This window comes from Desulfosporosinus sp. HMP52, assembly GCF_000765145.1.
In the GTDB taxonomy this organism is placed as follows: Bacteria; Bacillota; Desulfitobacteriia; order Desulfitobacteriales; family Desulfitobacteriaceae; genus Desulfosporosinus.
This window is the reverse complement of the sequence record NZ_JMGA01000057.1, coordinates 120,265-136,335: the sequence shown is the minus strand read 5'-3', so window position 1 is coordinate 136,335 and position 16,071 is coordinate 120,265. Positions and strand designations below refer to the sequence as shown.

Below are 16,071 nucleotides of genomic sequence, written 5' to 3'. Positions count from 1 at the left end.
ACCATAGCTTGGAAGGTTAATGGATTTTGGAAAGGGTGAATAGGGTGCTTTCTGATTGGAAAAAGGATCTAGAAACATTATCACTGTCTTTGGCAGATTTGAGGGTTTCTCTTTGACGTTGCTAAGCGTTGTGACAAGATAAGTGCTCTAGAAACAGAATTCCACCGACCGGATTTATGGGATGATCCGGTGAATGCTCAGAAAATCATGCAGGAATTATCTTTACATCAGAATAAGGTTAAATTGTATGAAGGCCTTGAGCAAGAGCTTGAGGAGACAGCTACTCTCTGGCAACTGGCCACGGAGGAAGACGATATTAGTTTGGAATCAGAGATTGAGCAAGGAATAAAAACCCTAATGCAAAAGTTTGAAGCTTTAGAATTGGAGTTATTGCTTTCCGGGCCATACGACCGGAACAATGCCATTTTGACTCTTCATGCCGGAGCCGGGGGGACAGAAGCTCAAGATTGGGTACAAATGCTTTACCGTCTGTACGTTCGATGGGCTGAGCGTCATGGGTTCAAGGTGGAAACCCTAGATCTTTTAATGGGTGAAGAAGCTGGAATTAAAAGCGCAACTCTGTCTATTAGTGGTGAAAATGCCTATGGGTATTCTAAATCCGAAAAAGGTGTACATCGTTTAGTTAGGATTTCGCCCTTTGATGCATCTGGACGCCGTCATACATCCTTTGCTTCCGTAGACGTAATTCCTGAAGTTGCTGAGGATAATGAGGAGATAGCCATTGATTCTGAGGATTTAAGAGTAGATACCTATCGATCAGGCGGGGCTGGCGGTCAGCATGTTAATAAGACGGATTCTGCCATCAGAATTACACACCTGCCAAGTGGGGTTGTTGTTCAGTGCCAGAGTGAACGTTCCCAGACTCAGAATAAAGCTGCGGCCATGCGGGTCTTACAGGCAAAGTTGCTGGAGCTTAAGCGGAAAGAGCAGGAAGCTGAGATTTCTGAAATTCGAGGTGAGCAACAAGAAATTGCCTGGGGAAGCCAAATAAGATCCTATGTCTTCCATCCTTATAGCTTAGTCAAAGACCATCGTACTAATGTGGAAACCGGCAATGTTTCGGCTGTAATGGACGGTGAAATTGACGAATTTATTGCTGCCTTTCTTCAGAAAACTAAAACTGTACAATAAACATTTTTAATAACAAATAAGATTAAAAGATCTGTTAAAGGAGGGAATTGTGTATGACTGCACTTGAACTAAAGCGAGTGGCGAATGTTATACGTCAAGATATAATATCTATGCTTGCTGCTGCCAAATCAGGGCATCCAGGTGGAAGCTTATCTGCTGCTGATATTGTAGCGACATTATTCTTTAACGAAATGCGGCTTAATCCAAAGGATCCCCACTGGGAGGATCGAGATCGTTTTGTCCTTTCCAAAGGACATGCAGCTCCTGTCCTTTATTCAGCCCTGGCGGAAAAGGGTTATTTTCCCAAAGAGGAATTGCAGGGACTTCGCCAAACGGGACATATGCTGCAAGGACATCCCGATATGAAAAAGACTCCTGGGGTAGATATGTCTACAGGCTCCTTAGGGCAAGGATTATCCGCTGCTAATGGAATGGCCTTAGCAGGTAAATTAGATGGAAAAGACTATCGAGTGTATGCTGTATTAGGCGATGGCGAGATGGCTGAAGGACAAATCTGGGAAGCAGCTATGGCAGCTGCACATTACAAGCTGGATAACTTAACGGCTATTTTAGACTATAATGGTTTGCAAATCGACGGTAAGACCGATAGTGTTATGTGTTCGGCTCCCCTCGTCCAGAAGTGGCAGGCATTTTGTTGGCATGTGATTGAAGTTGACGGGCATGATATTGATGCTTTGCTCGCTGCATTTACTGAGGCCAAGCAAGTTAAAGGTAAACCAACTATGATTATTGCCAAGACTGTGAAGGGCAAAGGGGTTTCTTTCATGGAAGATCAAGCTGGTTGGCATGGCAACGCTCCTTCCCTTGAACAAGCAGAACAGGCCCTTAAAGAACTTCGAGAGGAGGCGGAAAACCTTGGCTGATAAGGTAGCGACACGGGAAGCCTATGGTAAAGCACTATTGGTCTTAGGAGCGGAAAATCCTAAGGTTGTTGTTTTAGATGCAGACTTATCAAAGTCAACTAAGACTGCTGACTTTGGCAAAAAATATCCGGAACGTTTCTTCAACATGGGAATTGCCGAAGCAAATTTACTCGGGACGGCAGCAGGATTAGCTGCAGCAGGTAAAATTCCCTTTGCGAGCACTTTTGCTATTTTTGCTGTTGGGCGGGCATTTGAGCAAATCCGTAACTCCATTGCTTACCCAAAACTTAATGTAAAGATAGCAGCAACTCATTCCGGAATAACAGTAGGTGAAGACGGCGGATCACATCAGGCAATTGAAGATGTGGCAATTATGCGGGCTGTTCCCAATATGGTTGTTTTAGTGCCTGCAGACGGAGAGGAAACTCGCCAAGTGATTCTGGCAGCTGCCAAGTATTATGGCCCTGTTTACATTCGGATGGGGCGCTTAGATGTACCTTTACTTTTTGACGAGGATTATCAGTTTGAGATTGGTAAAGCAAATGTCCTAAGAGAAGGTACAGATGCAGCTATTATGGCAAATGGTGTAATGGTTTCTATGGCTCTGGAAGCAGCCGATGAACTGGCGGCTGAAGGGATTAGTGTGAGTGTGGTTAACGTTGCCTCGGTAAAGCCCTTAGATGAAGAGACAATCCTGAGGGTTGCTAAAACTACTAAAGCAGTTGTCACGGCAGAGGAACATAACATTATCGGAGGACTGGGAAGTGCTGTCGCAGAGGTTCTTGCCGAAAACAATCCCACTCCTATGGTAAGGGTCGGACTGAAGGACTCCTTCGGTGAGTCCGGAAAACCTCAGGAGCTCCTTGAAAAATACGGATTGACTAAGGCCGCATTGATCAAAGCAGTTCATGATGTTATTCTTAAAAAGTCGAACTAATCAGCACAGAGACTTAGGCTTATAAAGCTATTAAGAAAGATATGATTGAGACTAACATTCTTTTGAGAGTGTTGGTCTCTTTTTGTATTCCAAAGAATCTAAATCCTGACAAAACATAAGAATGTTTAGCGGTTAAACAGGAAAACGACGGCAAGTGTCGAATAAAACAAGAGTTATAGAGAAAATAGGGCGTGGCGTATAATCAAGGAGGAAAACATGATTCAATTAACCAATGTTTCCAAGATTTATTCGAATGGTGCCAGAGCCCTTGTCGATGTCAATCTAAAAATTGGCAAAGGGAACTTTGTTTTTCTGGTGGGACCCAGTGGGGCCGGCAAATCAACGTTGATTAAGCTATTATATCGAGAGGAAATTCCTACTCGAGGACAAGTCCAAATTAACAGTCGAAACCTTGTGAGAATGAAAGAGCGGGAAGTGCCGTATTTAAGGCGCAGTATTGGAGTAATCTTTCAAGACTTTAAGCTACTGCCAAACAAGACGGTGTTTGAAAACGTAGCTTTTGCTCTTGAGGTCATTGGAGTTCCTAAACGTGAGGTAAGAAGTCGTACACTGGCAACGATAGATCTTGTTGGTCTTAAGGCAAAAGAGAAAGCCTATCCCCACGAACTATCCGGAGGTGAACAACAGCGGGTCTGTGTAGCCAGGGCGATTATTAATAATCCTGCTTTACTGGTGGCTGACGAACCTACAGGTAACCTCGATCCGGATACTGCTTGGGACATTATGGATTTGTTATATGAGATTAATAAACGAGGTACGACTGTTGTTATGGCTACTCACGCCAGAGCTATTGTTAACAAAATGCAAAAGCGTGTTATTGCCATAGAAAATGGCAGAGTTGCTCGCGACGAGGAACAGGGGGGATACGGCTACGATGTTTAATTCCTCTGGGTATATTTTTCGCGAGACATTTAACTCCATGAGGCGAAATCCCTGGCTTAGCCTGGCGTCTGTTATAACTGTCATGGTTTCGCTGGTAATTTTGGGCTACTCGATTTTTTTCTTAGCTAACACCGCTAATATGGCAAAATCTTTTGAATCTGAGTTAGAAATTGGTGCATTTGTACAAATGAGCTATACACCTGAAGAGGTTCAAGATTTGAAAAGCCAGATTGAACAGATGCCTGGAGTAGAGTCAGTGTCCTTGGTAACAAAGGAACAAGCTCTTGAGGACTTTGGAAAAACAATCGGAGGAACCCAAAGCAGCATTGTTGCTGATGTAGGAGGGACCAATCCTTTTCCGGATAAGTTAACGGTCAAGGTAACGGATCCTCAGAACGTTAAAACTCTAGCTCAGTCACTGGAAACTAACCCGGGGCTGTACAAAGTCCGCTATGGACAGGAATTTGTAGATCAACTGCTCAAATTTACCCAGTGGCTGAGGTGGATTGGTTTTGGTGTTGTTGCTGCCTTTGGAGCTGCAGCAGTTGTACTAATTTCTATTAATGTTAAAATTAATGTTTTTTCCCGCCGAAAAGAAATCCAAATTATGAAATTAGTTGGCGCAAGCAATGGTTTTATACGTTGGCCTTTTCTGATTGAGGGTTTAGCACTAGGTTTAGTTGGAGGAACATTAGCTGCTATCATTGTCGGGGTTGGCTACAATTGGATTACAGTGTATGTCCAATCAACCTTAACCTTTTTGCCGGTAGTGCAAAACCAAGTCCTTTTTCGTCAAGTAACCCTGGGATTATTACTAGCAGGTATGGCCATGGGTGCTATAGGAAGCGTATTTTCTTTACAGAAGTTTCTTCGTGCTTAAGATTAGAGTCGTGATTGTGTTTAAGCCCCCACTATTATGTGGGGGCAGGTTTTTAATGAATTATTATTGGATTTTGGCGCTAACCCAACTAGTAAACTTAAGGACGGAGGGGTCGTTTGTTCAGGAAGAAAGTTATTCCGGTTATGATAATAAGCCTTCTTTTGCTTGGGACGGCGGCATTGCCTTCAATGGCTGATCAACTGGGGGATAGTATTCAGCAACAGAATGATATTGAAAAACAGAAAGATCAGGCTCAGGGTCAACTAAACAAGATTACCTATACAACAGATACTATAAAAGCTCAGTTGAATCAATTACAAGCCGAAATTGATACAGCTCAGCAGACCCTTAACCAGAAGAAAATTGCCTTTGCTCAAGCCCAAAACCAAGTTTCCTTAGCACAAGAGCAACTTGATCAAAAGCAGAAGGAGCTTGACGAGCGGAGAGTGGCCCTAGGTAAACGGGCGCGTGGGATATATGAGAGCGGTCAGATTAGCCATTTGGAGCTTCTTTTTCAGTCTTCCAATCTTAGTGATTTCATTACTCGTATGGAGTATTTTTCAAGATTAGTGGACAATGATCGGCAGCTACTTGCGGATATTGAAGAACAGAAAGCACAAATTTCTCAAAAGAAGAATGAATTACAGGCTAAAAGAGATCAAGCAGCTGATCTTGAAGCCCAGGCAGCTTCGGTAAGCGCTGATCTTGAGGGGAAAAAGTCAAAACAACGGGTTGCCTTAGATGATAGTCTAAAAGCCCAACAGGCTGCCTTTGACGAGCTGGAGCGATTGGAATCCGAGTCTAAATCTCTGTCCGAGAAGATCCGAAAATTACAAGCTGCCCAGTCGGGAAAAGGAACAGGCAACTTAAATGGGACAATTTCAACCTGGCCGGTGCCAGGATATTATGAAATTAGCAGCCCCTATGGCTGGAGGATTCATCCCATTACCAAAAAACGAAGTTTACATACGGGAACAGATATTGTTGCCCCCACCGGGGCAAAGATTAATGCGGCAGGTGCTGGGGTAGTCATTATGGCCGGTTGGAATACGGCCTATGGAAATATGACGATTATCGACCATGGAAGTGGAATATCTACCCTCTATGGACATCAGTCACGAATAGATGTAAAGGAGGGGCAATCTGTTGAGGCCAATGAAGCAATTGGAGCTGTGGGCTCAACTGGATGGAGCACAGGAGCACATTTGCATTTTGAAGTTAGGGTAGGCGGAAACACCACAGATCCTTTACAGTATTTTCCTAATTAAAGAGATAAGCAGTATTTCTAGTGAGGGATAAGCATATAATAGAGCAAGTCTTAGAAACTTGGCAGTGCCTTTCCAAAGAGAGTGGATGCCAAGTTGAACTTATGTGCGAGGACCAGCGCCTAAGGACTAGTGCAAGAGAAGGAAGGAGTTTAGTGGATTGCAAGAGTGGAACATGAAACGAATAGCCAAACATGTAGGAGTCGTCTTCCTGATTTTCTCTGTATTAGTGACCACTTTGGTAAGTGGTGTAGTAATTACTAACGTCAATAATGTTGGGCGGCTAGTACATGTTGTGCAGCTTATTCGCAAGGATTACTTAGAAAATGTAACAACAGATCAGCTTGTGGAAGGTGCAACAAAAGGTATCGTAGAAATCTTAGGAGATCCATATTCGACGTACATGAATGCCCAGGAGAACCAAGAATTGTTTCAAATGCTTGAAGGAAAGTTTGGAGGGATAGGAATTGTCCTAAGCCTCAAAGATCCTAAAAAGCTGGTAGTCCTGCGTCCGATCAAAAATTCACCGGCAAGTCGAGCAGGGATTCAATCGGGGGATGTTGTCAGTAAGATAGATGATGCCGATACTGCAGGGATGGAACAAGATAAAGCTGTTGGGCTAATGAGGGGCGAGCCTGGTACAAAGGTAGAATTAGCTTTATACAGGGAGAGCGCCAATAAGACCTTCACCGTGAGCTTAACCAGGGAAAACATAACCGTTCCAACGGTTGACGGTCTGGCATTGCCGGGAAATCCGGATATTGCTTATGTCAGTATAACTCAGTTCGGTTCAGATACAGGGAAAGAACTGAAAGAAACTTTCGATACTATGGACATTAAACGATTTAAAGGTCTTATTTTAGATATGAGATATAACCATGGTGGGGAGCTTAACGCTGCGGTACAAGTTGCCAGTTACTTCATCCCCGAAGGGCCGGTTGTGTACATTGTTGATAAGCAAGGGAATGTGGATACAAAGATGTCTACAGGAACCTATCTGGGAATGCCTATGGTGGTACTTGTTAATGAAGAGAGTGCCTCCGCTTCCGAGATTGTTGCAGGTGCCATTAAAGATAAAGGGACAGCAACTTTAGTAGGAGTGAAAACCTTTGGCAAAGGGATTGTTCAAACAATCTTCCCCCTAGACGGAGGAACCAGTGTTAAATTGACAACTGCCAAATACTTAACTCCTAATAAGCTGGACATTCATAAAAAGGGAATTGACCCGGATATAGTGGTTGAGCTAGGGAAGGGAGAACAAGCTACTATTACTCCCCAAGACAAAAATTTTGATTCTCAACTACGCAAAGCGCTGCAGACTTTACAAGGAAAAATAAAATAAGTTAATCTTAACCTTTAAGGCACGCTCTATTAAATGGAGCGTGCCTTAAATTATTCTCAATTCGAACCACGAATATCTAATATCGAACCGCGGTTTTGTGGCCTTCCTAACCTTAATTGCATAGACTACGCTGACCGAAAAAAACGACGGGGGTAACAAGCATGAGAAATAAGACTGGGGTGCGACATTACTTTGCCGAAGGACTGACCACTAGAGGGTACATATCCTTATTACCAAACATGATGCCGACTTGGAAACGTGCTTATGTCCTTTTGGGCGGTCCTGGAACCGGTAAATCGACACTCATTAAGGTGATTGGCCTGGAACTACTGGATCGAGGATATGACATTGATTTCCTGCGGTCAGTGCGAGATCCGGATTCGATGGCAGGTTTCGTTATGCCTCAGATAGGATTAGCAATGATCGATGCCATGGAGGTTTCTCCCCTGCGTTGGCAGGCTCCCGGTGTAGTTGAGAAGTTTACAGACTTTAGTAAGTTTTGTGATGAAGAGAAGCTGGAAAAACAGCGTTCTTCAATTATTGAGATCGAAAAGCAGCTTCAAGGGCTGCAAATGTCCCTGGAAGATGAGTTAGCTTCGGAACTTGGGTCATTGATAGAAGCCCGGGCCACAAAAAGACCTATAGAAAAAGAGAATATCTCCTGGATCTTAGGGAACTCTGCTCAGCTTAAAGTAAAAAAAGAGCATACAGGTCCTTGGCCCCTAGCTGAAAATGCGTTAAAACTGCTTCAGAAAAGTGTCATAAACCCCTTCTTTCTTCATGGCTTGACTGCAGATGGTTGGTTGAATCTAGCTCCTCATTTCCTAACGGATTTTGATCAGATTCGCTTAGAGGGGGATGAAACCCTTGATGCCTTAGATTGGGTATTACGTGAGGCTCAGCAATTAGGGCAACTAATCGAAATTGTCTTGCACCCTCTCAACCCGGATGAAGTAATTGGAATTGCTTTTCCGGAGAGGCATTTGGCAATCTGGCAAGGAAATCCGGAAAATCTGCAAGACCAGGGATTAGAACGACCTTTGAGTAAAACACTAAAAGAGACCTTAGCGTCATGGCAGACGTATAGGTCTCAGCTTAAGGGTATATATATGGATGCTGTTGATTTTGATCAAGTTGATAGGTTTCGTGAAACGGTGCTAAATCAGATTTTAATTGATTTACGTGTTAAGGGCTGATTAGGGTTTGTTGATTAGCTAAATAGAGTAGGATCGACTAGGAATTCTCCCATGTCTGCCATTATTCTTTCGAGATCAGACTCTGTAAGAGCAATTTTATCCAGGGCAACCTGATGAATTGGATTTAACAAACTGTCTACACCGCCACCGATGCCCAGTAAGTTGGCAAGACCATTAGCAACATGAATAACACAGGCAAGCTCAGGATAACTGGAGGTATTTTCCGGAGTATGGTGATAGGATATGGCAGAAACCAGATCTTCAGGTAAAAACCAAGTCCTAGCCAAAAAGCCGCCAACTGTGGCGTGGTTATACCCTATTACTTTCTCTTCAAGTTCAAAATAAGATAGTTTGGCTTCTTTTACCTTCTCGACAAGAAAAGGTCCAACTTCCTGAACATAAATGGAGATAACTAATTTCCCAATATCATGAAGCAAGCCTGCAGTAAAAGCAACATCTCCAAAAGGGAATTTTCGATATTGGCATAATCGCTTAGCAGTCATAGCAGTAAGCATTGAATGCTTCCAAAGACCCTCTTGTTCAATCTCATATCCTACTAGATTATCTTTTAATAAAGGGGCAACGGCAGAAGCCATCGCTAACCCTTGGGTTACCTGAAAACCAAGCATGACTATTGCTTCCTGAAGAGAAGAGATTCGTCTGGCGTACCCATAGTAGGCAGAGTTTGCCTGTCGTAAAATACCCGCTGTGAGGGAAGGATCCTTACCAATAACCGTTTCTAGCTCTTTGACAGTGGTACCTGGATTCTTAGTTAGCGCAATGACGCGCAGAGCAGAGGTGGGTAAGGGAGGAAGAGCTTGTACTCGTTTTAAAACATGTTCCAATTTAATTGTCAAACAGAAGCCCTCCTTTATTAAAGAAATTAGTATAAAGGGAATTTTTCTCTGGGATTATTTATATAGACAAGGGGAAACTAATTTAAAGAATTGCTTAAGAACCCCGAAAGGAGTGTGCCAAATGTTCAAGAGATTGCGATTCTTAATTATCCTAATTCCTCTTTGTCTTAGTTTAACCATAACAGGCTGTAGTCTACAAGATCTTTTAGGAAAAAATAAAAATAAAACTTCATCAAAAACATCAGAGGACGAAACAATTATTGCAGTTTCGTTAAATGAGAATGATCCCAACAAACTGCTAATTACTAAAGGCATCGATGATTTAGCTAAGAAAGAAGATGTTACAGTAAAGTATATAAAGAGTGGATCAGAAGCAGAATCTGTTCTAGAAGATGCTAAGGTTCTAATCTATCAAGGTGGAGATGAAGGCACTTTACAAAAGTCTCAAGCCCAGGAAATCCCCATCTTAGCCTTGACTCAGCTCCCATCAGGTGTAAAACCGGAAGGGATAATTATCCCGGATCAGGAAAAGGTTGGCGAGTTAATGGCTCAGACATTGGTAGGTAAAGTCACTGAGGGTCAAATTGTTATACTCCAAGGGGATCCTAATGAAAGTGGCTCTCAAGAACTTTTGTCGGGAAATAAAGCTATTCTAAGCAAGTACCCAAAGATTTCCTTACATACCATTTCAAGTCCCAAGGGATCGGAATCGGTAGCGAGGACAAGCTTGGTAGATTTTTTACAGAAGAATCCCGACAATGTGCAAGCGATATTAGCCCATAATGAAAGCTTGGCTGCCCAGGCAAGCGAGGTACTCAAACAAAATCAATTGGATAAAAAAATCAGCTTAATCGGTGGACAAGCAAATGTCCCATCACTAGATAGAATGGCTAAAGGTACTCAAACAGGAGATGTTGACACTTCTCCCTATTTGCAGGGGGCTAATGCTTATCAATGGGCGCAAAAGATAATCAATAAAGAACCCTTGGAAATTGAAGATTCCCTTACCAGCGAGCAAGGTGAAATACCGGCAAAAATTGTTGCAGTAAAAGCAGTAACCCCGGCAAATCTGGCAGTTATTCAGAAAAGTTATGCTAAGACACTGCAGAGTGCTGAACAAGAGCAAAAGAAAAAAGACGAGTCATCTAAGGAAGAGTCTAAAGAAACGGGAGGGGAAGAAGCTAAAGATAAAGAGCAAGCAGATGCTAAGAAAGAAAATGGGCAATCCGGAGATAAGCAGAGTGAAGTCCCTCCTGGAGTTGAAAGAGTCACCGAACGCATAAAAACTGAAACTACAAGAGATTATCTTGATGCCAATGGAAAAGTCATGGGGACGGAAAAAACTGTTAATGAACAAACTAAGACAGTCCCACCGGAAATGTTAAAGCAACAGGCTGGACAAGCAAAAGAAGATTCAAAAGGTCAAGAAGAGGAAGGGAAGGATAAGAAAGAAGAAAAGAAATAAGTGAAGTATTAATATAATAGTGGACAGGTGTTTATATAAACGATGCACCTGTCCACAGTTTTTTTGTCAATAAAATTTAAGCCCTTAACCATTAAGTGGATATTATGGGCAGGATATACTGGCACATCTATTTGAATAAGCGCATGGGTAGATGTAAAATAAACTTAGTATAAAAAAGTTAAGATAGAGTTCATCTGAAAGGAAGAGCGGAGCGTGGAATTTCAAATACATGCCCCCTATAAACCTGGCGGGGATCAGCCCCAAGCGATTGAAGAGTTGGCAGCAGGCTTAAAGGCAGGCTTGAACTACCAGACATTATTAGGAGTTACGGGATCAGGCAAGACATACACAATGGCCAATATTATTACTAAGGTACAAAGGCCGACTTTAATTTTAGCTCATAACAAAACCTTAGCAGCTCAACTCTATAGTGAGTTCAAGGAGTATTTTCCCGAGAATGCAGTGGAGTACTTTGTGAGTTATTATGATTATTACCAGCCAGAGGCTTATGTACCTTCGAGTGACACTTTTATTGAGAAAGATGCTTCGATTAATGAAGAGATTGAAAAGCTTCGTCACTCCGCAACTGCAGCTCTGCTTGAACGCAGGGATGTAATTGTGGTCGCCAGTGTTTCCTGCATCTATGGTTTAGGTTCTCCTGAGGATTACCGAGATTTGGTACTTTCCCTGCGCCAGGGACAAGTTGTGGACCGTAATGAGATTCTACGCAAGTTAATAGCGATTCAATATGACCGTAATGATATAGCCTTTACACGAGGAACCTTTCGAGTACGGGGAGATATCGTTGAGATTTATCCTGCTTCATCCAGTGAAAAAGTGCTCCGTGTGGATATGTTTGGTGATGAAATTGAGCACATTTACGAGATTAATATGCTTACCGGGGAAATTTTAGGTGAAAGGTACCATGTTTCAATTTTCCCGAATTCACACTATGTAACTGCTCAAGAAAAGGTGATGCTGGCGGCAGAGAATATTGAGATAGAGCTGGAAGAACGGCTGAAGAGCTTAAACTCTGAAAACAAGCTCCTGGAAGCACAGCGTCTGGAACAAAGAACTCGCTATGATTTGGAAATGCTTAGAGAGATGGGCTTTTGTAACGGCATAGAAAATTACTCTCGTCACTTAACCTTTCGTGAGCCCGGTGAGACTCCTTACACCTTACTTGATTATTTCCCGGATGATTTTGTTTTATTTGTGGATGAGTCCCATGTATCCCTTCCTCAGGTAAGGGGAATGTATGAAGGAGACCGATCCCGCAAGACAACGCTGGTAGATTATGGATTTCGCTTACCATCCGCACTGGATAACAGACCTTTAACCTTCAAGGAATTTGAGCAAAGAATCAAACAAAGTATTTTTGTCAGTGCCACACCTGGACCCTATGAATTAGCACATTGCCCGACTGTCGTAGAGCAGATCATTCGCCCAACAGGTTTGTTAGATCCGGAAGTGATTGTTCGGCCTACTAAAGGGCAGATTGATGACTTGCTGGGGGAAATCCGCAGGCGGATTGTCAAAGATGAACGAGTCCTCGTGACAACTCTAACTAAAAAAATGGCTGAAGATCTTACAGATTATTTTATAAATTTAGAAATCAAGGTGAAATATCTTCATTCTGATATTAAGACTCTTGAACGGGTGGAAATTCTCCGCGAACTCCGTTTAGGTGAGATTGATGTGGTTGTCGGGATTAACCTATTGCGAGAAGGGTTAGACTTGCCGGAAGTTTCTCTCGTAGCAATTCTTGATGCTGATAAAGAAGGTTTCCTAAGATCAGATCGTTCTCTGATTCAGACCATTGGCCGGGCAGCCCGAAATTCAGAAGGTAAAGTTATCATGTATGGGGACAAAATTACTCATTCTATGCAGAATGCTCTTGATGAAACGAATCGACGGCGGGCTATCCAAATGGCTTGGAACGAAAAAAGGGGAATTACTCCCCAAACTATTCGTAAGGCCATTCATAATGTCCCTGAGGCAACAAAGGTTGCTGAAATGAAACAAACTTATGGGAAAAATCTGCCTCCTGAAGAACTTGCCCAGCTCCTTAACAGTCTTGAAGCAGAAATGAGGCTTGCTGCTAGAGATTTGGATTTTGAGAGAGCGGCCGAAATTAGAGATGCTATGATAGAACTAAAGGGAGAAGAGAATAACTATAAAATGACCAGTCAACATGGGGGAAGCAAAAGAAATACTCGCTACGACCAAAAAGCTCAGAGGAAGGGATCTTCCCAAAAACGCAAGAAATAGGAATTGGAATGGTTGTATATTAATATTGAATACTTTATAATTAGTTCGTATATGTTCGGTTAATACCGAAAATTTGTTTGGTCATTAGGAGGAAAACCATGACCCATGACTATTTACGCGTGCGTGGTGCACGGGCTCATAATTTGAAAAACATTGATATCGATATTCCTCGCAATAAACTGGTGGTTATCACCGGATTGTCAGGTTCGGGAAAATCTTCTCTAGCCTTTGATACGATTTATGCTGAGGGACAGAGGCGATATGTAGAATCCCTCTCTGCATATGCTCGTCAGTTCCTGGGTCAGATGGACAAGCCGGATGTGGATTCTATCGAGGGACTTTCTCCGGCAATCTCCATTGATCAGAAGACAACTAACCGTAACCCCCGTTCGACAGTAGGAACCGCAACAGAAGTCTCCGATTACTTGCGCTTACTTTACGCTCGAATTGGGCATCCCCATTGTCCTAAATGTGGCCGAGTTATTTCCCAGCAGACAATTCAGCAAATGGTTGATCAATTGATCAGCCTTCCTGGACAAACCAAGTTGCAGATTTTGGCCCCACTGATCAAAGGGAAAAAAGGGGAACATCAAAAGGTCTTAGAAGATATTCGGAAAGCCGGCTATGTTCGTGTGCGAGTGGATGGAGAGGCCAGAGACCTCAGTGAAGAAATAACTTTGGCAAAAAATAAAAAGCACTCTATTGAAGTTGTGGTCGATCGCATATCGCTAAAACCGGAAAGTGCAGAACGTTTGGCTGATTCCTTAGAAACAGCTCTTAAACTTGGAGAAGGTAACGTCATTGCGGACATTATCGATGGTGAAGAGCTGCGCTTTAGCGAGAATTTTGCTTGCCCGGATTGTGGAATTGCCCTTGACGAGATCTCGCCCCGGCTTTTTTCATTCAACAGTCCTTACGGAGCATGTCCGGCGTGCACAGGCTTGGGGGCTAATTTGGTTGTAGATATTGATCTGCTTATTCCGGATAGGTCTTTGTCTCTTGCTGGGGGAGCAATTGCACCTTGGGCTAAGTCAACATCCACTTACTACCCTAAAATGATGGAGGCCGTTGCTCAGAACCTTAAATTTGAAATGGATACACCTTTGCAAGATTTAAATGAAGTCCAATGGAAGGGGCTTCTTTATGGGACTGATACCCCAATCACCTTTCAATATCAAAATATTTTTGATCAATTAAAAACCTACAGTACCAATTTTGAGGGACTGGTTCCTTTATTCGAGCGTCGTTATCGTGAATCTACCTCGGATATGGTGCGAGCTGAAATTGAAGGATATATGAGTGAGCATCCTTGTCCGGAGTGCCTGGGGAAGAGGCTGAAACCTGAAGCACTGGCTGTAAAGGTAGGCGGGATCTCTATTGATGATTTGTCTCGCCTCTCCATCACGGAAGCAATTAACTTTGTGAACACTCTCGTGCTGACTCCTAAAGAAGAAACTATTGCTCACCAAATTCTAAAAGAAATTAAAGAACGCCTTGGTTTCTTAATGAATGTAGGGTTAGATTATCTGACCATGGCCCGTTCGGCGGGCTCCCTCTCAGGTGGAGAAGCTCAGCGCATTCGTTTGGCGACTCAGATTGGCTCAAGCTTGATGGGTGTTCTCTATGTTTTGGATGAACCTAGTATTGGTCTCCACCAAAGGGATAACGCCCGGTTGCTGGCAACCCTTAAGAGACTCCGGGACCTGGGAAATACCTTAATTGTAGTCGAGCATGATGAAGATACCATGGTTGCTGCAGATCATATTATTGATATCGGCCCCGGGGCAGGGGCCCATGGCGGGCGAGTGGTAGCTGAAGGGACTATAGAGGAAATTAAGGCCAATAAGGATTCTATGACCGGTCTGTACTTGAGTGGAGCCAAGAAGATCTCTATACCACAAGAGCGGCGCCAACCTAACGGTAAGTGGCTGGAGGTGGTGGGTGCTCGAGAAAACAACTTGAAGAATGTCCATGCACGCATCCCCTTGGGTTTGTTAACCTGTGTGACAGGGGTCTCGGGATCGGGTAAAAGTACTTTAGTCAATGAAATAATTTTTAAGGGATTGGCCTCCAAATTTGGTCGAGTCAGGGTTCGTCCCGGTGCCCATGACCAGTTACAAGGCTTGGAATATTTGGACAAAGTAATTGATATTGACCAATCTCCCATCGGGAGGACACCCCGTTCAAACCCTGCTACCTATACGGGAGTCTTTGACTTTATTCGCGAACTCTTTTCTGTAACTCCTGAAGCCAAGATGCGTGGTTACAAACAAGGAAGGTTTAGCTTTAATGTTAAGGGAGGACGCTGTGAGGCTTGCCGGGGGGATGGGATAATTAAGATTGAAATGCATTTCCTGCCGGATGTCTATGTCCCTTGTGAAGTATGTGAAGGAAAACGTTATAATCGAGAGACCTTAGAAGTTCGATATAAAGGTAAGAACATTTCCCAAGTTCTTGATATGACCGTGGATGAAGCTGTGGAATTTTTTCAAGTTGTTCCCAAAATCGCCCGAAAACTACAGACTCTTCAGGATGTAGGACTGGGTTATATTCGTTTGGGTCAGCCCGCAACGACTCTCTCCGGCGGAGAGGCCCAGCGTATTAAACTGGCAACTGAACTGAGCCGGCGCAGTACGGGAAAAACAATTTATATCCTGGATGAACCGACAACAGGTTTACACACTGCAGACATAGATAAACTTCTGCATGTACTTCACCGTTTAGTTGACGGTGGGGACACAGTACTTGTCATCGAACACAATCTAGATGTCATCAAAACGGCAGACTGGCTCATTGACCTGGGCCCTGAGGGTGGAAATCGAGGGGGAGAAGTGCTGATTGCCGGCACACCGGAAGAAGTTGCTGCTCTGCCCCAATCCCATACCGGACAGTATTTGAAACGATATCTGAGTTAAGGAT

The 16,071-nt window shown here is 43.3% G+C and carries 12 protein-coding genes; 11 read left to right on the top strand and 1 reads right to left on the bottom strand.

Annotation, left to right across the window (positions count from 1 at the left end; translation table 11 throughout):
• Positions 1-44: 44 nt before the first annotated feature.
• From prfB to DP73_RS19075, 8 genes are all read left to right on the top strand, one after another.
• Positions 45-1,152 (top strand): peptide chain release factor 2 gene (prfB, locus tag DP73_RS19110; protein WP_128751439.1). Its coding sequence is split into 2 segments (ribosomal slippage): positions 45-113 and positions 115-1,152, totalling 1,107 coding nucleotides; the frame shifts between segments, so codons are not numbered across the junction.
• Positions 1,153-1,205: 53 nt separating this feature from the next.
• Positions 1,206-2,036 carry a transketolase gene (locus DP73_RS19105; protein WP_052090867.1) on the top strand — a complete coding sequence of 277 codons (831 nt, stop codon included), beginning with the start codon at positions 1,206-1,208 and terminating at the stop codon, positions 2,034-2,036.
• Positions 2,029-2,973, top strand: a complete 945-nt coding sequence (locus DP73_RS19100) for a transketolase family protein (protein ID WP_034601726.1) — start codon at positions 2,029-2,031, stop codon at positions 2,971-2,973. The genes DP73_RS19105 and DP73_RS19100 overlap by 8 nt, the downstream gene beginning before the upstream one ends.
• Before the next feature lie 216 nt (positions 2,974-3,189).
• Positions 3,190-3,876 carry a cell division ATP-binding protein FtsE gene (gene ftsE, locus DP73_RS19095; protein ID WP_014905239.1) on the top strand — a complete coding sequence of 229 codons (687 nt, stop codon included), beginning with the start codon at positions 3,190-3,192 and terminating at the stop codon, positions 3,874-3,876.
• A complete protein-coding gene (gene ftsX, locus DP73_RS19090; RefSeq protein WP_034601725.1) occupies positions 3,869-4,756 on the top strand; it encodes a permease-like cell division protein FtsX in 888 nt (295 codons plus the stop codon). Before ftsE ends, ftsX begins: the two co-directional genes overlap by 8 nt.
• Before the next feature lie 116 nt (positions 4,757-4,872).
• The gene (locus DP73_RS19085) at positions 4,873-6,024 is read left to right on the top strand and encodes a peptidoglycan DD-metalloendopeptidase family protein (protein WP_081963104.1); all 1,152 of its coding nucleotides are present in this window, start codon (positions 4,873-4,875) and stop codon (positions 6,022-6,024) included.
• Between the two features lie 157 nt (positions 6,025-6,181).
• The gene (locus tag DP73_RS19080; RefSeq protein ID WP_242865803.1) at positions 6,182-7,363 is read left to right on the top strand and encodes a S41 family peptidase; all 1,182 of its coding nucleotides are present in this window, start codon (positions 6,182-6,184) and stop codon (positions 7,361-7,363) included.
• 161 nt (positions 7,364-7,524) lie between these two features.
• Complete coding sequence (locus DP73_RS19075; protein WP_034601722.1) at positions 7,525-8,559, top strand: hypothetical protein; 1,035 nt, start codon at positions 7,525-7,527, stop codon at positions 8,557-8,559.
• Between the two features lie 14 nt (positions 8,560-8,573).
• On the opposite strand, the gene DP73_RS19070 is transcribed toward DP73_RS19075, so the two are convergent.
• On the bottom strand, positions 8,574-9,416 hold the full coding sequence (locus tag DP73_RS19070; protein ID WP_034601721.1) for an HDOD domain-containing protein: 843 nt from the start codon (positions 9,414-9,416) through the stop codon (positions 8,574-8,576).
• Between the two features lie 121 nt (positions 9,417-9,537).
• Here DP73_RS19070 and DP73_RS19065 point away from each other — a divergent pair, with 121 nt between their 5' ends.
• The 3 genes from DP73_RS19065 to uvrA all read left to right on the top strand — a co-directional run bounded on the left by DP73_RS19065 (position 9,538) and on the right by uvrA (position 16,067).
• A complete protein-coding gene (locus DP73_RS19065; RefSeq protein WP_034601719.1) occupies positions 9,538-10,881 on the top strand; it encodes a substrate-binding domain-containing protein in 1,344 nt (447 codons plus the stop codon).
• 213 nt (positions 10,882-11,094) lie between these two features.
• Positions 11,095-13,152: an excinuclease ABC subunit UvrB gene (gene uvrB / locus DP73_RS19060; protein WP_034601718.1), complete on the top strand. Its 2,058-nt coding sequence runs from the start codon at positions 11,095-11,097 to the stop codon at positions 13,150-13,152.
• Positions 13,153-13,250: 98 nt separating this feature from the next.
• Positions 13,251-16,067, top strand: a complete 2,817-nt coding sequence (gene uvrA, locus DP73_RS19055; RefSeq protein WP_034601716.1) for an excinuclease ABC subunit UvrA — start codon at positions 13,251-13,253, stop codon at positions 16,065-16,067.
• Positions 16,068-16,071: the final 4 nt, after the last annotated feature.